The following is a 22051-nucleotide window of genomic DNA, read 5'->3' on the forward strand; positions in this document are numbered from 1 at the left end:
CTTGAGAGATGACCGCCGATCCAAAGCCCCACCTGCCCGACCATCCCCAGCGCTATGCGCTCGTGAACGAATTGCACGCCCGCCCCTATCCGAAACTGGGCGTGCCGGGACATGCGGTCTATGTCGCCTTCAAGGAGCCGCGCGACGCTGCCAATCGCGACCGCAGCAAGGATCACGATCACCTCGTCGATCTTCTGACGCGCAACGGGGCGGCGCAGCCACAGGCGGGGATCACCCATTACGGCGGCAAGATCGGCCGCCATGAGGTGAAATGGGAAAGCCATACCGAGTTCACCACCTATCTCGCGTTCGGCAAAGGCGTGTCGTCGCGCGCCTTCGACCCGGCGGAGACCGAGATCTACCCCGATAGCTGGATCGACGCGGCACCCGGCGGGCGGATCGCCGCGGTGCAAATCCGCATCGAGGAGCTGCCTGAGAACCCCGACGACATCTCACCGCTGCTGGAGCAATGGTTCGTCACCGAAAGCCTCGTCTGCACCTGGGTGCTCGACGGGGCGGCGGTGGTCGCGGGGGATTTCCGGATCGACCCGAACGGGCAGATGCGCTTTGCCGTCTTCGCGCGGCCCGGCACCGGACCCGGGCGGATCGGGCGCACGGTGCAGCGGCTTTGCGAGCTGGAGACCTATCGCGCGATGTCGATGCTGGGGCTTGCGCGGGCGCGCGATCTGTCGAAGCGGCTCAATGCGCTCGACCCACGCCTGACCGAGATCGTGGACGGGATGGGCAATGACGCCAATTCCGCCGAAGAGACGCTGCACGACCTGCTGGAAATCTCGGCCGAGCTGGAGAGCCTCGCTGTGCAGCATTCCTTCCGCTTCTCTGCGACCGGTGCCTATGAGGCGATCGTGCGCGAGCGGGTGGAAGCCCTTCGCGAAAGCCGCTTCGAGGGGCGCCAGAAGCTGAGCGAATTCATGGCGCGGCGCTATGATCCGGCGGTGCGCACGGTCAAATCGGCCGAAACGCGGCTGCGCCAGATGGTGACGCGGGCGGCGCGCGCGGGCGAGCTGCTACGCACGCGGGTCGATGTGGAACGCTCGGCGCAGAACCAGAAAGTGCTGGAAAGCATGGATCGCCGGTCGGACCTTCAACTGCGGCTGCAGCACACGGTCGAGGGGCTGTCGGTGGTCGCGATCAGCTATTACGCGATCTCGGTCGCGGGCTACCTCGCCTATCCGCTCTCGAAGAAGATCGGGCTGAGCAAAGAGCTGATGATGGCGGGGCTGACGCCGATCGTGATCCTCGCGGTCTGGCTGATGATCCGGCGCATCCGCAAGGGGATGGGCGGTCACTGATCGGCAATGAGGGGCTTTGCCTCGGCCCGCGCGGCTGACAGCGCCGCAGCGAGACGAAGTTCGATCATCAGCCCGCGCTTGCCGCCGTTCAGGATGATTGTGCCATGGCCAAGCGCGCTCTGCTCAAACGCGACGGGGCTTGACCGTTTCTGCCCGAAGGGGCTGATGCCGCCGGTGCGAAACCCGGTCAGCTTCTCGGCCTTGGCGGGCTCCATCATCTTCGCGGATTTGCCCCCGAAAGCTGCGGCCACCTTCTTCATCGACAGCGTCGCGTCAGACGGGATCACCGCGCAGGCGGGCTTGCCATCCACCTCGACCATCAGGGTCTTGAGAACCCGCGAAGGCTCGACTCCGAGCGCACTGGCCGCATGGAGGCCGATCTTCTCCTGACCGGCCTCATAGGCATATTCGTGCAGTTCGAAGGCGAGCTTGGCGCGGGTCAGCGCCTGCGTCGCCGGGGTGGCATGACCCATCGGCCCTCTCAGAAATCGGCGGTTGCGGGGTCCGGCCCGATGCGGCCTTCCGCGCTGTCGATATCCTTGATCTGCGCCATCTCATCCTCGGTCAACTCGAAATCGAACACGTCGATATTCTCGCGCATCCGCTCGTGATTGGAAGATTTCGGGATCGTCACGCAGCCCAGCTGGATCTGCCAGCGCAGCGTGACCTGCGCCGCCGATTTGCCATAGCGCGCCGCGATCTCGGTGAGGATCGGGTTCGAGAGCGCCTCGCCCTGCCCCAGCGGCGACCAGCATTCGGTGGTGATGCCGAGCTTTTCATGCGCAGCGCGCTGGTCGGCCTGCTGGAAGCGCGGATGCAGCTCGATCTGGTTGATCGCGGGCGCCTCACCGGTCTCTTCGATCAACCGCTCGAGGTGGTCGGGCAGGAAGTTCGACACGCCGATCGCGCGGATGCGGCCCGCGTCGCGCAGCTCGATCAGCGCCTTCCACGTCTCGACATATTTGTCCTTGGCGGGCATCGGCCAGTGGATCAGATAGAGGTCGAGATAGTCGAAGCCCAGCTTGCCCATCGTCTCGTCGAAGGCGCGCTTGGTCTCGTCATAGCCCTGCCGGTCGTTCCAGAGCTTCGAGGTCACGAAGATGTCTTCGCGCGCCACGCCGCTTTGCGCGATACCGCGGCCCACGCCCGCCTCGTTGCCGTAAGCGGCGGCGGTGTCGATATGGCGATAACCTGCATCGAGGGCGTTTTGGATGATGGCGGGCGCATCGGCATCGTCCATCTTCCAGACGCCGAGGCCAAGCTGCGGGATCTTGATGCCGTCATTGAGGGTGAGGGTCGGAACGCTCATGGTCGATCTCCTGTCTGCCTGTTGGGTTGGTCAACAGGTTAGGGCGGCGCGGCGTTCCGAAAAGGCTCTCACGGGGTGGTGAGGTACGTGGCACGGACCCGGAGCAGTTTCGCCCGGGCCGAGCCTTCAGTTATCTTACTCGCCGCGCGGGAAGCGTTTGTTTTCTTCCAGCACGTTGAGGTCCATGTGATTGCGCATATAGGCTTCGGAGGCCTTCTTGAGCGGCTGGTAATCCCACGGATACTGGCCGCCCTGGCTGAGAGCCTCGTAGACGACCCAGCGCCGCGCCTGACTGGCCCGGACGTCCGCGTCGAAACGATCCAAATCCCAGCGCGCGGCGGCTTCGGCCTTCAGCGCGGCATAGGCCTCGGCATGGGCGGGATCACCTGCGAGGTTGGTCAACTCGTGCGGGTCGGCCTCGACGTCGAAAAGCTGATCGGGATCGAGCTTGCACAGGTTCAGCTTGTAGCGGCCCTTACGCAGGCTCACGAGCGGCGCATAGGAGGCCTCGGCGGCATATTCCATCGCCACCGCCTCTTTGCGGGGCTCACGCTTGGCCTGCGGCAGCAGCGAATGCCCGTCGAGCCAGGGCGCGATCACGTCCAGCGAGATACCCGCCAGATCACAAAGCGTCGGGGTCACGTCGATGGTCGAGACCGGATCGGAGACCAGTCCCGGCTCCAGCCCCGGCGCCGAGATCATCAGCGGCACGCGGGCCGAGCCCTCGTAGAAGCTCATCTTGAACCACAGCCCCCGTGCGCCCAGCATGTCACCGTGATCGGAGACGAAGAGGATCGTGGCCTCCTGCCGAGTGTCTTCGAGCACCTGCAGCAGCTCGCCGATCTTGTCGTCGAGATAGGACAGGTTCGCGAAATAGGCGCGGCGCGAGCGGCGGATGTCCTCGGTCGTGATGTTGAACTCGCGCCAATCGTTCGCGTCGAAAATCCGCTTCGAGTGGTTGTCCTGCTCCTCATAGGGGATCGTGCCGACCTCGGGCTCGAGATGGTCGCAATCCTCGTAGAGATCCCAGTATTTCTTGCGCGCGACGTAGGGGTCGTGCGGATGGGTGAAGCTGACGGTCAGCATCCACGGCCGCGCATCGTTGCCGCGCGCCAGATCGTAGAGCTTCATCTTCGCCTCATGGGCGACATTGTCGTCATATTCCATCTGGTTGGAAATCTCGGCTACCCCTGCCCCGGTCACCGAGCCCATATTGTGATACCACCAGTCGATCCGCTCGCCGGGCTTGCGGTAATCCGGGGTCCAGCCGAAATCGGCGGGGTAGATATCGGTGGTCAGTCGCTCTTCGAACCCGTGAAGCTGATCGGGGCCCACGAAATGCATCTTGCCCGAGAGGCAGGTCTGGTAGCCCGCGCGGCGCAAGTGGTGGGCGTAAGTTGGGATGTCAGAGCGGAACTCGGCTGCGTTGTCGTAGACGCCCGTGGTCGAGGGAAGCTGGCCTGACATGAACGCCGCACGCCCCGGTGCGCATAAGGGCGAGCCGGTATAGGCGTTCTCGAACCGCACGGAACGCTCGGCCAGCTTGCGCAGGTTGGGCGTATGCAGCCACTCCGCCGGGCCGTCGGGAAAGAGCGTCCCGTTGAGCTGATCGACCATCAGGATCAGGATATTCGGGCGCGGCTTGCTGTCGTCCTTGGGGGCGGTTTCGAGGTCAGGCATTGCAGCGCGCTCCTTTTATTGATCCACGGGTCAATAACCCCTGTAGCGATCCGGAGCGGGGGAACGCAAGGGCAAGCAGGTCGCGCGGAAGTGGCTCGGGCCGCGTCAGGCGGCCGCGATGATCCGGGCCTCGTGGCGTTTCAGGCTGGGCCGCGCGGCGAGGTAGCTCTCGCCTTCGCCGTCCAGTTCGGGGAACAGCGCGAGCAATTCGGCCCGCTGCGCCTGATCCATATCGTTCATCGTCGCCTGCCCCGGCTGGAAGCTTTCGGTCCAGAGCCCGTCGGAGAAAACGATCTCGTGAGTATCGAACATCACGTGGATATAGGTGACTGCCTCGGCCTCTTCGTCGATCTCGATCCCGGGCAGTCCAACGAGGTGGCGCGCTGCGGCCAGCACCTCCGGCTCGCCCGCGATCAGCTGCGCGCGCGGCCCGGTCAGCAGGATGCGGTGCTGCGGCGAGACGCGCATCTCGCGCTCGGGCTGGTTCGCGCCCAGCGCGCCCGGTGCGATCTTGATGGAGCGGAATTCCGGCTTCGCCAGCAACTCTGCAGCACTGAGCGCGCGGGTGCCGATCCAGCGGATGACCTGAAAGCCGCTGTCGCGAGTCAGAATGCGATCGCCGACCTGCAGGCTTTCGACCGCGCGGGCGCCGCTATGTGTTGCGATCAAGGTGCCCGGCGTGAAGCAGGGGATGACCTTTTCGATATTCGAGAAACTGACCGTGCCGACGACCGCACCATTGCCGTCATAGAAATCGATCGTGCCGTTTTCCGGGTTCGCCGCGTCACGATGCACGGCGACATTGTCCCAGCCCCAGTCGCTGAGGTCGATGATGTCGAAATCGTCGCCCGTCTCCGAACCGTCAATCGTGTCGCCGGGGACGAGGTCGATGAACCTGTCGGCATCCGCGCCGCCAACGAGAGTGTCACCGCCGCCGCCCGAGAGCGTGTCATTGCCCGCGCCGCCGTCGAGTTGATCACTGCCGGCGCCGCCTTGCAGAACGTCGTTCCCGTCGCCACCGAACAGCGTGTCATTGCCGGTGCCGCCAACGAGGCTGTCATTGCCTGCGTCGCCGTAAAGCGAGTCATTGCCCGACCCGCCCAGCACGGTGTCGTTGCCGGTGCCACCGTAGAGGATGTCATCCGCGCCCGCGCCGTCGATATAGTCGTCGCCGCCATTGCCGTAGAAGACGTTGGTGTAGCCATCCGTCGGGTCCGAGGAGGCGCCGTCGAAGCCGATCAGCGTGTCGTTGCCTGCCGAGCCGTAAATCCCGTCGACGCCGCTGAGCGTGTCGCCCGTCGCATCACCGCCCGTGGCCGTGCCCGCGCCGAGGTTGATGTTCACCGCGCTCGCGGAATCGGAATAGTCGGCATAGTCCATGCCGGTTCCGCCCGAGAGGATGTCGCCGCCCGCGCCGCCATGCAGCGTGTCATTGCCCGTGCCGCCATCGAGCGTATCGGTCCCAGCCCCGCCATCGAGCGAGTCGTTGCCCGCACCGCCGATCAGCCGGTCATTCCCGAGACCGCCGATCAGAGTGTCGTTACCGATGCCACCGTCGAGCCAGTCATTATCCGCGCCGCCATCGAGGGAATCGTTGCCGTCGTTCCCGGTGAGCGTGTCGTTTCCGCTGCCGCCGAGGAGCGTGTCATTGCCGGTTCCGCCGATCAGCGAGTCGTTGCCCGACCCGCCATCGATCGAATCGTCGCCCGTGCCGCCATCGACCGTGTCATTGCCGAGCCCGGCCAGCACAGTGTCGTTGCCACCATAGGCGCGGATGTAGTCGTCATTGCCGCTGCTGCCCGCGAGCCCCGCATCGTTATTGTCCACGCGGTCGGAGCCATTTGCGATCGGCTCGACGTAGTTCACGTCGATCCGGTCCGCGCTATCGGTGCCGTCGACATAGCCATCGTCGAAGCCGGTGACGTAGCGATCCTGCGCAAGATTGGTGTTTTGATAGCTCACCGCTGAGCCGATGATCATCGACTGGATCGGTTTGGCCTCATAGGCCGCCGTGGTTGCATTATTCGACAGTTCCGGCGCGAGGAACACTTCGCCCGTCGTGGTCTGCACGAGGACCGATTGCACATTCGCCGTGGTGCCGTCGGTGTAGGTGATCGTCGTGTTGTAGACCACCAGACCGTCATAGGTGAAATCGCGAACGCCCTGACCGTCACCGATATCGGTCCGGATCGTGTCGTTGGACGTGTTGTTATTGGTGTCGAGAACGCCACTCGAGCCGCCATTGTCGATCAGCGTTGCTTCGGTGATGTGGCTGAACAGCGGATCGGTGGAGGACCCGGCGGAGGCGTTCTGGAGAAGGTTGTAATTCTCCATGCTCGAATTTCCCTCTTGGGAATCCAAGTAGTAGATATTGCCGTTCGCGTCCTCGGCGACGCCGAGATATATCCAGTTGAACGTCGTGGCCATGTCGCCGCTGCTTTACCTTGTTACTGCCGGACAGGCCCGCGAGGGACCGGTCTCCGACTTTCGAAGACTGTGCAAAAATATCGGGGCCTATGACGTGGCTGCTCGATTTTTATAGTTACTGACACTCTAACAAGGCCCTCATTTGGCGCGGGTTCGTGATCGTCTCACGGCGCAAATTGGGCGAAATGGGGGCTTTCCGGGCGAGGCGACACGCATAGGGAGAGTCGTGGCAACACGGCCACGAAGCTGCGGAAATTTCGGCGGAAAACTGGTAGGCCCGGCAGGACTTGAACCCGCAACCAAGGCGTTATGAGCGCCCTGCTCTAACCAATTGAGCTACAGGCCCACCATTGCGTATTCCTCTAGTCAGGCCGCACGCGCGCGTCAAGAAAGCGCGCGCACCCATCCCCTTCGACGTTGCGGGGCGCGTGCGGTTACGCTAGGGCTTCGGCCAAGAGTTTACTTGCCGGAGTGCGCCGCGATGACCGAGAAAAAACAGGGCCTCACCTATGCCGATGCGGGCGTCGATATCGACGCGGGCAATGCGTTGGTGGACCGGATCAAACCCGCAGCCAAGCGCACGCAGCGCTCGGGCACGATGTCGGGTCTGGGCGGCTTCGGCGCGCTGTTCGATCTGAAGGCGGCCGGTTACAACGATCCGATCCTCGTCGGCGCGACCGATGGCGTGGGCACCAAGCTGCGCATCGCGATCGACACCGGCAATGTCGACACGATCGGCATCGACCTCGTGGCGATGTGCGTCAACGATCTGGTCTGCCAAGGTGCAGAGCCGCTGTTTTTCCTCGATTATTTCGCGACCGGCAAGCTCGAGCTCGATCAGGCCGCGCGCATCATCGAGGGCATCGCGGAAGGCTGTGCGCAATCGGGCTGCGCACTGATCGGCGGCGAGACGGCGGAAATGCCGGGCATGTATTCCAAGGGCGATTTCGACCTCGCGGGCTTCGCGGTCGGCGCGATGGAACGGGGCACCGACCTGCCCGCAGGCGTGGCCGAGGGTGACGTGCTTCTGGGCCTCGGCTCGAACGGCGTGCATTCCAACGGCTATTCCTTCGTGCGCAAGGTGGTCGAGATATCCGGCCTTGGCTGGGACGCGGACTGCCCCTTCGATGAGGGCTCGCTTGGCGAGGCGCTGCTGGCGCCCACCCGGCTTTACGTCAAACAATGCCTGGCTGCGGTGCGCGCAGGCGGCGTTCATGCGCTGGCCCATATCACCGGCGGCGGCCTGACCGAGAACCTGCCGCGCGTTCTGCCCGAGGGTATGGGCGCGACCATCGACCTCGACGCGTGGGAGCTGCCCGGCGTATTCCGCTGGCTGGCCGAGACCGCTTCGATGGAAGAGCGCGAACTGCTGAAAACCTTCAATTGCGGCATCGGCATGATCGTCGTCGTCGCGGCGGACAAGGCCGACGAGGTCGCCGCCCTGCTCGCAGGCGAAGGCGAGAGCGTCACCCGCATCGGCACCGTCACCGCCAATGAGGGCATCGCCTACGAGGGCGCGCTGCTGTGATCCGTGTCGCGATCCTGATCTCGGGCGGCGGCTCGAACATGGTCCGACTGGTCGAGAGCATGGCAGAGGACCACCCTGCCCGCCCGGTGCTCGTCGCATCGAACGACGCACGGGCGTCGGGGCTGGAGAAGGCCGCGCGGATGGGCGTACCGACCGCCGCCATCGACCACCGCCCCTATGGCAAGGATCGCGCCGCGTTCGAGGCCGAGCTGCTGAAACCGATCCTCGCCGCTAAGCCCGATATCCTCTGCCTCGCGGGCTTCATGCGGGTGCTGACGCCGGAATTCGTGGCGCAGTTCGAGGGTCGGATGCTCAATATCCACCCCTCGCTCTTGCCGAAATATCCCGGGCTGCACACCCATAAGCGCGCGATCGAGGCGGGCGATGCGGTCGCGGGCTGCACCGTGCATGAGGTGACGCCGGTTCTCGATGACGGGCCGATCCTCGGTCAGGCGCGCGTTCCGATCGAGCCGGACGACACGCCCGACGATCTGGCCGCCCGCGTGCTGGTGCAGGAACATCGCCTCTATCCGGCGGTGCTGCGCCGGTTCGCCGAGGGCGACCGCACGCCCGTTTTTCTTTAAGCGTCTTTCTGTAAGCACGCTCACGCCGAAATGCGCCGCATCCGCTTGCGAGCGGCCGTCGCTTCGCGCATGACAGGCGTATGGACACGACCCCGGATACGGCCCCGCGCGGGCGCATGATCGCCCCCGACCTGATCCGGGCCGTGGCGCTGATCGGCATGGCGATCTTCCACCTGACCTACGATCTCGAGAATTTCGGCTTTGTGCCACGTGGCACGGTGTTTCACCCCGCCTTCCTCGATTTCGCCCGCGTGGTCGCCAGCACCTTCATCTTCATGGCCGGCGCCAGCCTCGTGCTCGCCCATCGCCACGGCTTCCGCGCCGCCCCGTTCTGGAAGCGGATCGGCAAGGTGGTGGTTGCCGCCGGGCTGGTGAGTGCCGCGACCTATGTGATGATGCCGGAATACTTCATCTATTACGGCATCCTGCATTCCATCGCGGTCAGTTCGCTGATCGGCGCCGCGCTTCTGTTCCTGCCGTGGATCTTGCTGGCGGCACTTGGCGTGATCGCGGTCTGGGTGCATCTGAACTACGCCTTCGAGATCTTCAATCACCCGTGGCTGTGGTGGCTGGGGCTGTCGACGAAGTGGCGCCCCTCGATGGATTTCGAGCCGGTCTTCCCGTGGATCGGACCGTTCCTGATCGGCATGGGCGCGGCGAAGCTGCTCGACCGTCTGGGCTATTGGAAACGCGCCGCGCGTTACCGGCCCGATCAGACGCGCGGGGTGATGAAAGTCGCGCTGTTTGCGGGGCGTCACACCCTGCCGATCTACCTGATCCACCAGCCGGTGCTCTACGGGCTGACCTGGGCCGCGTTCCTCCTGCAGCACTGAAACTGGCGCTTCTGCCACGCAAACCGGGCCGTAACACGCGCCGCCCTTCCCTTTTGCCCCATGAAGGTCTAGGGAATTTGCACCTGCGCGGGATGAGCCCGCACCGAATTGAAAGCGCGATATGCAGACCATCACCACGACCGAGGCCCTCGCGGCCTTCTGCGAAAAGGCCAAGCAAGAGCCCTACGTCACCGTCGACACCGAATTCCTGCGCGAGCGGACCTACTGGTCCAAGCTGTGCCTCGTGCAGATGGCGCTCCCCAATCATGGCGAGACCGAAGGCGAGGCCGTTCTGGTCGACCCGCTGTCCGACGATCTCTCGCTCGAGCCGCTCTACGAACTTTACCGCCACAAGGAGACCGTGAAGGTCTTCCACGCGGCCCGGCAGGATCTGGAGATTTTCTTCACCGACGCGCAGGTCTTCCCCGATCCGCTGTTCGACACGCAGATCGCCGCGATGGTCTGCGGCTTCGGCGAGCAGGTGGGCTACGAGACGCTGGTGCGCAAGATCGCCAAGCAATCGCTCGACAAATCCTCGCGCTTCACCGACTGGTCGCGCCGTCCGCTGACCGAGGCACAGAAGAAATACGCCATCGCCGATGTGACCCATCTGCGCGTGATCTACGAATTCCTCGACGAACAGCTGAAGAAAACCGGCCGCGATGCCTGGGTCGAAGAGGAAGAGGCGGTTCTGCTGAACCCCGAGACCTATATCAACCGCCCCGAAGAGGCGTGGAAGCGCGTGAAGACGCGGACCAATTCGGGCCGCTTCCTCGCCATCGTGCGCGAGCTGGCGCAGTTCCGTGAAGGCTATGCCCAAAACCGAAACATCCCGCGGAGCCGTATCTTCAAGGATGACGCGCTGCTGGAGCTGGCCTCGACTAAGCCCTCTTCGATCGAAGAGCTGGGCAAGTCGCGACTGCTGCTGCGCGAGGCCCGCAAGGGCGAGATCGCCGAGGGCATTCTGACGGCGGTGCGCGAAGGGCTTGAGATGCCCAACGAGAAGCTGCCCCGCCCCGACAATCAGGCCCAGCAATTGCAGGTCGACACCGCGCTCGGCGATCTGCTGCGGGTGCTGCTGAAAGCGAAATCGCAGCAGGCAGGCGTCGCCGCGAAGCTGATCGCGACGTCCTCCGATCTGGATCGCATCGCCGCTGGCAAGCGCGACGTCGCCGCCCTGCAGGGCTGGCGTGCGGAGGTCTTCGGCACTGACGCCCTGCGTCTGGCCAAGGGCGAAGTGGCGCTGACCGCCGATAGCGGCGCGGTGAAGCTGATCGACGTGTGAGGTCACCGGAGGGCTGCGCCTGACCGCCGGGTGGGCGCCTCCTTCTTTGGTGGTCTTCGCTTTATCCCTGAAAGTTTCGGACGCGTTCAGTGCGCGCGCTGACACCCCACAAGCGCCCGCCCGAGGGGGCGGTCGGGCGCTGCCCGGGCCGCTGTCGCGGCTGATCCGGGCAAGGCGACAAGAAAAAGGCCCGGGGTCTCCCGAGCCTCATCTCAATCAACTGAAGTGACGATCAGCGCGCGACGGACCGCGCGTTGGAAACGCCCTGCACCACGATCTTGCGCACGCCCTGCAGCTTGTAAGTGCTCAGGAACGCAGCCGCCGAGACCTCGCGCGACTGCGGGGTCATCACACGGCGCGCATCGGGGCTTTCAGCGGGCGGCGGCGAGACCATGAAGACATAGGTCACCGTGCCGTTCTCATCCGGCGCACCGCCATTCAGCGGGACCAGATCGGTATCCCAATAGCCCTGCGTCGGCGGCAGGCCCATCGCGGTGATGATCGCACCCGAGGGGATCTTCTCGACCGAGAGCGAGGAAACCTGCGACACCTGCTGCTGGTTCGGCTTGCCGACCTTCACGGGGTAGCCGCCGCGCGGCGTGAGTGTTTCCACCGGTGCAGCCGTGTCGCGCCCGAACCAGTTGAACGGGTTGAGCTTGCTGTCACGGATTGTGCCGCAGCCTGCGGTGGTGAGCGTCAGGGCAAGTGCCGCGATCAGGGCTTTGTTCATGATGGCTCCGATACTGTCCCGGGTCTGGACCCGGATTTGTGGTAGCCCATTGTAGCGCTTTTGAAAAGCCGCGTCTGGACCCTCGGGCGCGAACCCGTTACCCAATAGGCAATTCCCTGTCCGTAGGAGCGAGTAACCATGGCGCGCGAAGCCTTTGAAGAGATTGCCGAGACCTTCGAATTTCTCGACGATTGGGAGGACCGCTACCGTCACGTGATCGAGCTGGGCCGCGAATTGCCGCCCCTGGACGACGCTGTGAAGGTGCCCGCGACCAAGGTGGAGGGCTGTGCGAGCCAGGTCTGGCTGCTGCCCCGGATCGAGGGGACCGGCCCGCAGGCGACATTCGATTTTCAGGGCGAGAGCGATGCGATGATCGTGCAGGGCCTGATCGCGATCCTGCACGCGCTCTATTCCGGGCTGACGGTCGAGGACGTCCTGAAGGTGGACGCACCCGCCGAGCTGGGTCGTCTGGGCCTGAACGACCATCTCTCGGCGCAGCGCTCGAACGGGTTGCGTGCGATGGTGGAGCGGATTCGCAAGCTGGCCGGTGAAGCCGTGGGGGCGTAAGGCCCTAGATTTTCCACTTAGCGACAGAGGGACGCGCCCGAGCCTCGGGTGGGCGCGTTGCAACGCATGTGGCTGGGCGATTTATCTCGCAAGCCCGCACGACCTCTATACCCGCGCCGACATCGCCAATGCGCCCTCCCGGGGGGAGGGTCGGGCGCGGCCCGGGGCTGGTCGCCCCGAGCCAGTCACCCCAAACGAAAACGGCCGGTCCCTCGACCGGCCGTTTCCAATTTCCCTGCCCTGCAGATCAGTCGATCAGCGGCAGCAGCTGGTTCACCGAGTCCTTGGCGTCGCCATAGAACATCCGGGTGTTCTCTTTGTAGAACAGCGGGTTCTCGATGCCCGAATAACCGGTGCCCTGACCGCGCTTCGAGACGAAGACCTGCTTGGCCCTCCACACTTCCAGAACCGGCATGCCGGCGATCGGCGAGTTCGGATCTTCCTGTGCGGCAGGGTTCACGATGTCGTTCGAGCCGATGACGATCACCACGTCGGTATCGGGGAAGTCCTCGTTGATCTCGTCCATTTCCAGAACGATGTCGTAAGGCACCTTCGCCTCGGCCAGCAGCACGTTCATGTGGCCCGGCAGACGGCCCGCGACCGGGTGGATCGCGAAGCGCACTTCCTTGCCCTGGCTGCGCAGCTTGCGGGTCAGTTCCGACACCGCCTGCTGAGCCTGCGCCACCGCCATGCCGTAGCCCGGCACGATGATCACGCTATCGGCGTCGCGCAGAGCCGAAGCCACGCCGTCGGCGTCGATCGCGATCTGCTCGCCCTCGACTTCCATCGCGGGACCGGAGGTGCCGCCGAAGCCGCCGAGGATAACGCTGATGAACGAGCGGTTCATCGCCTTACACATGATGTAGGACAGGATCGCACCCGAAGAGCCGACCAGCGCGCCGACCACGATCAGAAGATCGTTGCCCAGCGAGAAGCCGATTGCCGCCGCGGCCCAGCCCGAATAGGAGTTCAGCATCGACACCACGACCGGCATATCGGCGCCGCCGATACCCATGATCAGGTGATAGCCGATGAAGAAGGCCAGAAGCGTCATCGCGATCAGCGCCCAAGCGCCTGCCCCGTTGATGAACAGGATCAGCAGGATCACCGAGAGGATCGCGGCTGCGGCGTTGAGCATATGCCCGCCCGGCAGCTTGGTGGCCTTCGAGGTCACCTTGCCTGCAAGCTTGCCGAAGGCGACAACCGAACCGGTGAAGGTCACGGCCCCGATGAACACGCCGAGGAACAGCTCGACGCGCAGGATCGACAGCTCGACCGGCGTCTTATGCGCGATCAGAGCGGCGAAGCCCTTCAGCGCGTGCTGTTCTTCCACGCCCATCGCGCCGACGCGCGCCATCTCGATATACGCGTTGTAGCCCACGAAGACGGCGGCGAGGCCGACCAGCGAGTGCATCGCGGCCACAAGCTGCGGCATTTCCGTCATCTGCACCCGGTTCGCGACGAACCAGCCGATGATGCCACCGGCCGCGATCAGGATGACCGAGAGAAGCCAGAGGCCCGAACCTGGGCCGATCAGCGTCGCCAGAACCGCAAGGCCCATGCCGACGATGCCATACCACACGGCCCGTTTCGCGCTTTCCTGCCCCGAAAGGCCGCCCAGCGAGAGGATGAAGAGAACTGCCGCGACGACATAGGCGGCGGTCGAGAATCCGTTTTCCATTACGCTCTCCCCCTCTTACGACTTCTGGAACATGGCGAGCATGCGCCGGGTGACCATGAAGCCACCGAAGATGTTGATCCCGGCCATGAACACCGACAGCGCAGCAAGCAGGATCACGAGCCACGAGCCCGATCCGATCTGCAACAGCGCGCCGAGGATGATGATCGACGAGATCGCATTGGTCACAGCCATCAGCGGCGTGTGCAGCGAGTGCGAGACGTTCCAGATCACCTGGAAGCCCACGAAACAGCTGAGCACGAAGACGATGAAGTGCTGCATGAAGCTGGCCGGTGCGACGAGGCCCACGCCCAGAAGCACGATCGCGCCCACGGCGAGCAGCGTCACCTGATTGCGGGTCTGCTTCTTGAACGCAGCGACCTCATTGGCGCGCTTTTCCTCCGGCGTCAGCTCCTTGGCCTTTTCCTTCGGCTTCTGCGCCGCAATCGCGGCCACCTTGGGTTTCGGCGGCGGGAAGGTGATCTCGCCCTGATAGGCCACGGTCGCGCCGCGGATCACGTCGTCTTCCATGTCATGAACGACGACGCCGTCCTTCTCGGGCGTCAGGTCCGTCATCATGTGACGAATGTTGGTCGAGTAGAGCGCGGAGCTCTGCGTCGCCATGCGGCTCGGGAAATCGGTATAGCCGACGATGGTCACGCCATTGTCGCTCACGATCTTCTGGTCCGGCACGGTCAGTTCGCAGTTGCCACCGCGCTCGGCGGCGAGGTCCACGATCACCGAGCCCGGCTTCATCGCCTCGACCATGTCCTTGGTCCAGAGCACCGGGGCGTCGCGACCCGGGATCAGCGCGGTGGTGATGACGATGTCGATATCGGGCGCCAGTTCGCGGAATTTGGCAAGCTGGGCTTCACGGAACTCCGGCGAGGACGGCGCAGCGTAGCCGCCCGTCTCCGCGCCGTCTTTCGCGGCCTCCTCAAAGTCGAGATAGACGAACTCGGCGCCCATCGACTCGATCTGCTCGGCCACTTCGGGACGCACGTCAAACGCGTAGGTGATCGCACCCAGCGAGGTCGAAGCGCCGATCGCGGCGAGACCCGCGACGCCTGCGCCCACCACGAGCACTTTCGCCGGCGGAACCTTACCCGCCGCCGTCACCTGACCGGTGAAGAAGCGGCCGAAATTGTTGCCTGCCTCGAGCACCGCACGGTAGCCCGCGATATTGGCCATCGACGACAGCGCATCCATCTTCTGCGCGCGCGAAATCCGCGGGACCATGTCCATCGCGATCACATTCGCACCGGTCTTCTCGGCGGCTTTCAGAAGCTCTTCGTTCTGGGCCGGGTAGAAGAACGAGATCAGGGTCTGGCCGGGCTTGAGGCGCTTGACCTCCGTGTCGCTCGGCGGACGCACCTTGATGACGAAATCCACCTCTTTGAACAGCGCGGCGGCGGTCTTGATGACGGTCACATTCGCGGCCTCGTAAGCCTCGTCTGTGAAGCCGGCACGGACGCCTGCCCCGGTCTCGATGAAGCACTCATGACCCAGCTTTTGCAGCTGCAAAGCCGAGTCGGGCGTCATGGCGACCCGCGCCTCGCCCTCGAAAATCTCCTTTGGAGCTCCGATTTTCACTCTAACTCCCCCTTGGATAGCGGTGCGTTTAGCCGATGGCCTGCGCACCCGGAATCTTGCGTCGTACTCCTTAGCATCGCGCAATAATGTTTCACAAGCACCGATGGGCCGTAAAACCTTGTTAATCGGTCACGGCGCGCCTCACCGGTTCGTGTATACCATTGAATACCGAACTTTTGGGTGATTTATGGTTTAATATCCGAGCGTTAGGTCGTCCATTTTGCGCTGCGACCCGATTGCACCGTCACCAGCTTTTTTGACGGGCGCAGCACTTTGCCGCGGCCCGATCAGAGCCAGCGGCGGGTCCGGGCGCGGTAGGCGGTGTAAGCGTCGCCGAAATGCGCGGCGATCCGGGCTTCTTCGCCGAGAATGTAGCGCTGCGTGATGAACCACATGAAGACCGGCACCAGCAGAAGCCCCAAAGGTGCGTGCCAGATCAGCGCCAGCCCCGCCAGCACAAGCGCGTCGCCGAGATAAATCGGGTTGCGCGACAGCGCGAAGACGCCGGAGGTCACGAGGTCGGACGGGTCACGGCGCGGAATGAAGGTGGTGCGGTGAAGCAGCATCTGCCCCACCGCGACCAGCATGAGCGCAAGTCCCAGCGCGATCGCGATCATCCCGAACGCGCGATCATAGCGAAACGGCATCGGCACGACCTGCCCCAGCGCCCAGACCAGAGCCGCGAAGAGCACAAGCCAGAGCGGCGGAATGTCGATCTCGCGCAGAGGGTTCATCGCGCTGCTTACAGTTTGTAGACGGTGAGTTCAGGCAGATCGGTCAGCGGCACCTCGAGCAGGCGCAGCGCCGGCAGCGACACTTCCGAGCCCGAGCCAGCCGCCTTGCCCGACGGGATCAGCGTGACCTTCGCGGATTTGCCGGTCTTCGGGTCTTCGATCCGGCCGGGGGTCTCGCTTTTCACCAGCCCGGTCTTCACCCAGAAGCCCGGATCGGCCGGATCGCCAAGGCTCGCGATTGTGGTGCCAAGCTTGGTCTCGCCGCCCATGGGTTTCTTCGCCGCCTCTGCGCGCTGCTCCGCGGTGGTGGTATCAAGGGAATCGGCGGTTTTCGCACTCGGTTTCGGGATCGGGGCCGCGACCGGAGCGGCGGCGTCGGGGGCTGCCGTGGTCGCCGGACCCGAGGCGTTTGGGCCGTTGAGTCCCAGCGTGGCGCAGCCCGCCATCGGCATCATCAGCGTGAGCGCCAAGATCGGGCGGGAGAGGGGTTTGCGCATTCGAAATCTCCTTAAAATTTCGTCGAGCCTATGCGCAGTCCGAGGCGACTGCCACCCCCCGCTCTGCGCCCTGCCCGCACGTGATCCACGCGACGACCCTTGCCGCCCCGCCCGCCGCGCCTTACTTTCCGAACCATGGATAACACGCCCCTCATCGACCCCTTCGCCCGCCCTATCGACTACTTGCGGGTGTCGGTCACCGACCGCTGCGATTTTCGCTGCACCTATTGCATGGCCGAACACATGCAGTTCCTGCCGAAAAAGGAACTGCTCACGCTCGAAGAACTGGACCGGCTCTGCTCGACCTTCATCCGCCTCGGCGTGAAGAAGCTGCGCATCACCGGGGGCGAGCCGCTGGTGCGGCGTGATATCATGACCTTCTTCCGCTCCATCTCGCGGCATCTGGAGACCGGCGATCTGCGCGAGCTGACGCTGACCACCAACGGTTCGCAGCTTGCGAAATTCGCCGATGATCTCGCGGCACTGGGCATGAAGCGGATCAACGTCTCGCTCGATACGCTCGATGCCGACAAATTCGCGAAGATCACGCGCTGGGGACGGCTCGAACAGGTGCTCAAAGGTCTGGAGGCCGCGAAACGCGCGGGTCTCAAGGTCAAGATCAACACCGTCGCGCTGAAGGGCTTCAACGAGGACGAGCTGTTCACCCTGATCGACTGGTGCGCGGCGGAGGGCTTCGATCTGACCTTTATCGAAGTGATGCCGATGGGCGAGATGGGCGACGATCTGCGGCTCGATCAATACTGGCCGCTCTCGGATGTGCGCAAGGCGATGGCCGAGCGGTTCACCCTGACCGATCTGGCGGAATCGACCGGTGGGCCTGCGCGCTACGTGCGGCTCGAGGAAAGCGGCCAGAAGATCGGCTTCATCACGCCGCTCACGCATAATTTCTGCGAGAACTGCAACCGTGTGCGGGTGACCTGCACGGGCGAGCTGTTCATGTGCCTGGGTCAGGAGGACAACGCCGATCTGCGCGCGCCCCTGCGAGCCAACGAGGACGACGCGGCGCTGGAAGCCGCGATCCGCGAGGCGATCTCGCGCAAGCCCAAAGGCCATGATTTCGACTATTCGCGCCAGACCGTCTCGGGTCAGATGTCGCGCCACATGAGCCATACCGGCGGCTGAGCCTCACCGGACCTGCGTCCGCTACGCGCGCGGCGCAGGTCTCGGGCAACTCACGCGAATTTGGTGGCGCTGCCCACCTCCGGGGTGACTCAAATCAATGCGCAGCGCCAGACCCTCTGGCAGGCTCCCGACAAAGAAAGGGAGCCAAACCAATGTATTCCAACATTCTCGTGCCCGTCGCCTTCGACGAAGACCACAACCCCGATGCCGCGCTCAATGTCGCGCGGGCGCTGGCAGGCGACGGGGCGCGCATCACCTTGCTCCATGTGATGGAAGACGTCCCCGCCTATGCGATCAATTACATGCCCGAGGGCTATGCCGAAGAATTGCGCAAGACGCTGGAGCAAGACCTCGCCACGCGCGCGGCGGAGTTCGACGCGGGCGCCTGGGCGATCGTCGAAGGTCAGCCCGGCCATGAAATCCTCGACTACGCCGAACATATCGGGGCCGATTGCATCGTGATCGCGTCGCACCGCCCGGGCTTTGGCGATTACCTGATCGGCTCGACCGCCTCGCGCGTCGTGCGCCATGCGAAATGCGCGGTTATGGTCATGCGCTGAGGCTCACGCTGGGGGCAGACGCGCCTCGATCATGCCGACGAACCAGCTTGCGCCCGCAGGCAGGATCGCGTCGTTGAAATCGTATTCCGCGTGATGAAGCGGCGCGCTGGGGCCATTGCCGATGAAGCCATAGGCCCCTGAGCGCACCTCCAGCATATAGGCGAAATCCTCCGCCCCCATCATCGGGTCGACGCTGCGATCGCAGGCCCCCGCCACGGCTTCGGCCACCTGCGCTGCGACCTCGGCCGCCGCCGCATCGTTACGCGTGACGGGATAGCCGCGCCGGTAGTCGACCTCTGCCGTCGCCTCATGGGTCGCGGCAACGCCCTGCGCAATCTCGCGCAGGCGGCGCTCGGCCAGATCGCGGGTCTCGGCGCTCATCGTGCGCACCGTCCCGCCAAGGCTCACCGAATTGCCGATCACGTTGAGCGCTTTCGAGTCCGTCTCCAGCGTCGTGACCGACAGAACGATCTCCTCCAGCGGATCGGTCGCGCGGGACACGATGCTTTGCAGCGCGAGGATCAGATGTGCGGAGATCGGCACCGGGTCGATCACTTCCTGAGGTTTCGCGGCATGGCCGCCCTTGCCGGTCACCACGATGTCGAAGAAATCCGCCGCCGCCATCATCGCGTCAGGCCGGATGCCGAAGCTGCCCGGTTCCATCCCCGGCATGTTATGCAGCGCGTAGACCTCCTCGATGCCGAAGCGCTCCATCAGACCGTCCTCGATCATCGCCTTGGCCCCGGCCCCGCCCTCTTCGGCGGGCTGGAAGATCACCACGGCGCGGCCCGCGAAAGCCCGCGTCTCGCAGAGATATTTCGCCGCCGCGAGCAGGGTGGACGTGTGCCCGTCATGGCCGCAGGCATGCATCTTGCCCTCGATCTCGGAGGCATGTTCGGCACCGGTTTTCTCCCGGATCGGCAGCGCATCCATGTCGGCGCGCAGCCCGACACATCGCAGCCCGCCTTGGCGCGTGCCCTGCCCTTCGATCACGCCGACGACGCCCGTGCGCCCGATCCCCTCGACCACCTCATCGCAGCCGAATTCACGCAGCAGCTCGGCCACGCGGCCGGAGGTGCGCGGCAGATCGTAAAGCAGTTCGGGATTGCGGTGAAAATCGTGCCGCCATGCGGTGGCTTCCGCGTGCATCTCGGCAAAACGGTTCTTGATCGGCATGCTCGCTCCTTGGTTGGCGCTACCCTGCCTTGTGGCGCGCACGGGTGCAAGCCGCGCTCAGCGGAAGGCCATCGGCAAGGAGAAGCTATAGCTGGGGTTACCCAAGCCTTGCGGCGCTGCGGGGAAACGACCCGCCCGGCGCACGGCGTCGAGCGCCGCCCGGTCGAGCGCGGCATTGCCCGAGCTTTGCGCCACCGACGCGCCGATGAGCCGCCCGTCGCGCGCGATATTCAACGCAACGACCACGCGTCCCGCGCCTGCCCCGGAGGGCGTTTGCTTGGCGCGTTCGATCCGGGCGCGGATTTCTCCGCCCCACGATCCCATCAGCGACCGGATCTGCCCCGCCGAGAGCGTCGCCGCCGGGGCCGCGCGCCGGTCGCCCGCCGCCCCTTTGTCGCCCTGCCCCTTCGCCTGCTGCTTGGGCTGGGCGGGGGCGGGCTGCGAGGCCTGTTTCTTCGCGGGCGCTTTGGGCTTCGGCTTCGCCGGTTTCGGCGCAGGCGGCGTGGGCTTGGCCTCGGGCCGCGGCATGTCGGGCGGCGCGGGCTCGGCCTGTTCAGGCAGCGCCGCGTCGGGCGCAGGTGGCGCGGTCAGCGTGGGAGCTGCGGCAGTCTGCGGCGCGGTTTCCGGCGGCTCGGTCGGGGTTTCAGGCGCTTCGGGCGTGGTTGGAGCCTCAGGCTGCGTCGCCGCCACCTCCGTCTCGACCTCGGGCGGGCGCTCCCACTCGGCCACCCGCGCGGCCATGGACGGCGAAGACGGCGCAAGCGAGACGAGCGCGTCGCCCCCGTCGCCCGCCGATTGCGCCCCGCCCTCAGGCGCAGGCTCCCAGACCATCAGCACGCCCGCATGGACCGCCAAAGCCGCGCCGAGCGCGCCCGCGAAAGCCAGCCCGCGCAGCGTCATTTGCCCCGCACCACGAGTTTGAGATCGGTGAAACCGAGACCCGCCAGCTGCGGCATCAGCTTGGCCAGCGCGTCGCCGGGAAGCTTCCCATCCGCGCGCAGGGTCAGGCTGTCGGCGCAATCGCCGCAGTCCGCGCGCGCATCCTGCGCAGCCGCCCCCAGCGCCGCAATCGCCGCATCGCCGCGCGCCTCTCCATAGGCAATCTCGCCCTTGGAATTCGCAAACAGGACCAGCGCGCCGGGATCGGTCTTGCCCTCGCCCGCTGCCTCGGGCGGGGTGACTTCGAAGGGCGTCGGCTGGGCCAGCGTCGCAGCCAGCAGGAAGAAGATCAGCAGCAGAAAGACCACGTTGATCATCGGCAAAAGCGGCTCGGGAAGGCTGCGCCGCGGCGGATCGGAGAAAAGCCTCATGGCACCAGCACCAGATTGCTCAGCCCCGCGCCGCGCAACGCCTCAATCACCTGCGTCAACGCGCTCAGATCGCCCTCTTTCGGACGTAGCACGACCGGATCGGAGGGTTGGTCCATCAGCGGCTGCAGCGCGCCTGCCAGATCGGAGAGCGCGACCGTCTGCCCGTTCAGACTGACCGTACCGCCTTCGCCCACGTCGACCAGACGCGGCGGCCCGGACCATTCCGCGCCAGACGTGCCGCCACCCAAGGTCAGGTCCAGCGTGCGCTCCACCCCAAAGCGCGAGGCGAGCATGAAGAACACCAGAAGCAGGAAGACCACGTCGATCATCGGCGTCAGCGCCGGGCGACGGCGGGGGCGCGGTTGACCGAAGGCGAACATCGCGCGCGCCTCACTCGGCGGCGGCGCGGGGCCGCTCGGTGAGCGTGGCGGGCGCGCGGGCGAAGATGCGGGTCGCGGCGTCTTCCATATCGTGGCGCAGGCGGTCCACCACCGCGTCAAACCCCGACAGCGCGATCTGCGCCGGGATCGCCACCGCCATGCCCGCCGCCGTCGTCAGAAGCGCCTCCCAGATGCCGCCTGCAAGCGTCGCCGGATCGGCCTGAACGCCCGCCTCCTGCAACGCGCGGAAAGCCGCGATCATCCCCGCGACCGTGCCCAGAAGTCCCAGAAGCGGGCCGATCACCACGGCCAGTTCCAGCGCCCGCAACCCCGAGCGTGCCCGCGCCAGCAGATCGCGCGCGACGCGCCCCGTTTCGGCCTCGGCCCCGGCCCGATCGAGCTGCGGATCGCGCAGGCTCGCCATCGCGGCACGGGCCAGCTGCGCGCGCAACGAGCGCCGCCCGGCCAGAGCCGCCTCGGCCCCGTCGGGATCGCCTGCCGCCCAGGCCGCAATCGCCGCCTGGCTATGCGCCCCGCCCGACCACGCGCCAGCGGCCAGCAAATCCCAGATTTTCCAGAAAATCACCGCGAGCGAGATCACGGACAGCGCCGCAATCGCCCACATCGCCGGACCGCCCAGCACGAGCGCATCGAACATGCGCCCCGGAAGAGCTCCGGAAATCTGAGCGGTAGCTTCCATCGCGCCCTCCAATGCACGCCCACA

Annotated in this window: 22 protein-coding genes and 1 tRNA gene; 8 read left to right on the top strand and 15 right to left on the bottom strand. The window is 65.2% G+C overall.

Features of this window, described 5'->3' with window-relative positions:
• Positions 1–8: 8 nt before the first annotated feature.
• Complete coding sequence (locus ACZ7GB_RS02175; protein WP_078519489.1) at positions 9–1313, top strand: DUF3422 family protein; 1305 nt, start codon at positions 9–11, stop codon at positions 1311–1313.
• Here ACZ7GB_RS02175 and ybaK read toward each other — a convergent pair.
• The 5 genes from ybaK to ACZ7GB_RS02200 form a co-directional block, all read right to left on the bottom strand.
• Positions 1307–1786 (bottom strand): Cys-tRNA(Pro) deacylase, encoded by a 480-nt coding sequence (ybaK, locus tag ACZ7GB_RS02180; protein ID WP_472157518.1) that lies wholly within the window; start codon positions 1784–1786, stop codon positions 1307–1309. The two genes, ACZ7GB_RS02175 and ybaK, sit on opposite strands and share 7 nt — an antisense overlap.
• Before the next feature lie 8 nt (positions 1787–1794).
• Positions 1795–2622 carry an aldo/keto reductase gene (locus tag ACZ7GB_RS02185; protein ID WP_472157519.1) on the bottom strand — a complete coding sequence of 276 codons (828 nt, stop codon included), beginning with the start codon at positions 2620–2622 and terminating at the stop codon, positions 1795–1797.
• Between the two features lie 135 nt (positions 2623–2757).
• A complete protein-coding gene (gene betC / locus ACZ7GB_RS02190) occupies positions 2758–4302 on the bottom strand; it encodes a choline-sulfatase (protein ID WP_472157520.1) in 1545 nt (514 codons plus the stop codon).
• Between the two features lie 105 nt (positions 4303–4407).
• Complete coding sequence (locus ACZ7GB_RS02195) at positions 4408–6729, bottom strand: Hint domain-containing protein (protein WP_472157521.1); 2322 nt, start codon at positions 6727–6729, stop codon at positions 4408–4410.
• A gap of 269 nt (positions 6730–6998) precedes the next feature.
• Positions 6999–7075: transfer RNA gene (locus tag ACZ7GB_RS02200), tRNA-Ile, on the bottom strand.
• Positions 7076–7210: 135 nt separating this feature from the next.
• Between ACZ7GB_RS02200 and purM the strand changes: the two genes are divergently transcribed.
• The 4 genes from purM (at position 7211) to rnd (ending at position 10959) form a co-directional block, all read left to right on the top strand.
• Positions 7211–8257: a phosphoribosylformylglycinamidine cyclo-ligase gene (gene purM / locus ACZ7GB_RS02205; protein ID WP_078519493.1), complete on the top strand. Its 1047-nt coding sequence runs from the start codon at positions 7211–7213 to the stop codon at positions 8255–8257.
• Positions 8254–8841, top strand: a complete 588-nt coding sequence (gene purN, locus ACZ7GB_RS02210; protein ID WP_078519494.1) for a phosphoribosylglycinamide formyltransferase — start codon at positions 8254–8256, stop codon at positions 8839–8841. The genes purM and purN overlap by 4 nt, the downstream gene beginning before the upstream one ends.
• Before the next feature lie 80 nt (positions 8842–8921).
• Complete coding sequence (locus ACZ7GB_RS02215) at positions 8922–9674, top strand: acetyltransferase domain-containing protein (RefSeq protein ID WP_472157522.1); 753 nt, start codon at positions 8922–8924, stop codon at positions 9672–9674.
• 121 nt (positions 9675–9795) lie between these two features.
• Entirely contained in the window at positions 9796–10959 is a 1164-nt protein-coding gene (gene rnd / locus ACZ7GB_RS02220; protein WP_472157523.1) for a ribonuclease D, read from the top strand.
• A gap of 232 nt (positions 10960–11191) precedes the next feature.
• Here rnd and ACZ7GB_RS02225 read toward each other — a convergent pair whose 3' ends face one another.
• A complete protein-coding gene (locus tag ACZ7GB_RS02225; protein ID WP_472157524.1) occupies positions 11192–11689 on the bottom strand; it encodes a hypothetical protein in 498 nt (165 codons plus the stop codon).
• 138 nt (positions 11690–11827) lie between these two features.
• Between ACZ7GB_RS02225 and ACZ7GB_RS02230 the strand changes: the two genes are divergently transcribed.
• Positions 11828–12256 (top strand): SufE family protein, encoded by a 429-nt coding sequence (locus tag ACZ7GB_RS02230; protein ID WP_472157525.1) that lies wholly within the window; start codon positions 11828–11830, stop codon positions 12254–12256.
• 247 nt (positions 12257–12503) lie between these two features.
• On the opposite strand, the gene ACZ7GB_RS02235 is transcribed toward ACZ7GB_RS02230, so the two are convergent.
• The 4 genes from ACZ7GB_RS02235 to ACZ7GB_RS02250 form a co-directional block, all read right to left on the bottom strand.
• Positions 12504–13937, bottom strand: coding sequence for an NAD(P)(+) transhydrogenase (Re/Si-specific) subunit beta (locus ACZ7GB_RS02235; RefSeq protein ID WP_472157526.1), 1434 nt, complete (start codon positions 13935–13937; stop codon positions 12504–12506).
• A 15-nt stretch (positions 13938–13952) separates the two neighbouring features.
• Complete coding sequence (locus ACZ7GB_RS02240; protein ID WP_472157527.1) at positions 13953–15527, bottom strand: Re/Si-specific NAD(P)(+) transhydrogenase subunit alpha; 1575 nt, start codon at positions 15525–15527, stop codon at positions 13953–13955.
• Between the two features lie 287 nt (positions 15528–15814).
• Positions 15815–16261 (bottom strand): methyltransferase family protein, encoded by a 447-nt coding sequence (locus ACZ7GB_RS02245; RefSeq protein WP_472157528.1) that lies wholly within the window; start codon positions 16259–16261, stop codon positions 15815–15817.
• An 8-nt stretch (positions 16262–16269) separates the two neighbouring features.
• A complete protein-coding gene (locus ACZ7GB_RS02250; protein ID WP_472157529.1) occupies positions 16270–16758 on the bottom strand; it encodes a D-galactarate dehydratase in 489 nt (162 codons plus the stop codon).
• A gap of 135 nt (positions 16759–16893) precedes the next feature.
• Here ACZ7GB_RS02250 and moaA point away from each other — a divergent pair, with 135 nt between their 5' ends.
• A complete protein-coding gene (moaA, locus tag ACZ7GB_RS02255) occupies positions 16894–17901 on the top strand; it encodes a GTP 3',8-cyclase MoaA (protein ID WP_078546490.1) in 1008 nt (335 codons plus the stop codon).
• Between the two features lie 152 nt (positions 17902–18053).
• Entirely contained in the window at positions 18054–18461 is a 408-nt protein-coding gene (locus ACZ7GB_RS02260) for a universal stress protein (RefSeq protein ID WP_472157530.1), read from the top strand.
• Positions 18462–18464: 3 nt separating this feature from the next.
• On the opposite strand, the gene ACZ7GB_RS02265 is transcribed toward ACZ7GB_RS02260, so the two are convergent.
• From ACZ7GB_RS02265 to ACZ7GB_RS02285, 5 genes are read right to left on the bottom strand one after another with little or no spacing between them, the layout of a single operon-like run.
• Positions 18465–19637, bottom strand: a complete 1173-nt coding sequence (locus ACZ7GB_RS02265) for a M20 aminoacylase family protein (protein WP_472157531.1) — start codon at positions 19635–19637, stop codon at positions 18465–18467.
• A gap of 57 nt (positions 19638–19694) precedes the next feature.
• Positions 19695–20537 (bottom strand): energy transducer TonB family protein, encoded by an 843-nt coding sequence (locus tag ACZ7GB_RS02270; RefSeq protein WP_472157532.1) that lies wholly within the window; start codon positions 20535–20537, stop codon positions 19695–19697.
• Positions 20534–20947, bottom strand: coding sequence for an ExbD/TolR family protein (locus ACZ7GB_RS02275; protein ID WP_472157533.1), 414 nt, complete (start codon positions 20945–20947; stop codon positions 20534–20536). The genes ACZ7GB_RS02270 and ACZ7GB_RS02275 overlap by 4 nt, the downstream gene beginning before the upstream one ends.
• Entirely contained in the window at positions 20944–21327 is a 384-nt protein-coding gene (locus tag ACZ7GB_RS02280) for an ExbD/TolR family protein (protein WP_472157534.1), read from the bottom strand. Before ACZ7GB_RS02280 ends, ACZ7GB_RS02275 begins: the two co-directional genes overlap by 4 nt.
• A 10-nt stretch (positions 21328–21337) precedes the next feature.
• Entirely contained in the window at positions 21338–22027 is a 690-nt protein-coding gene (locus ACZ7GB_RS02285) for a MotA/TolQ/ExbB proton channel family protein (protein ID WP_472157535.1), read from the bottom strand.
• Positions 22028–22051 lie beyond the last annotated feature (24 nt).

Source organism: Thioclava sp. PTB-PU3-1, assembly GCF_055666785.1.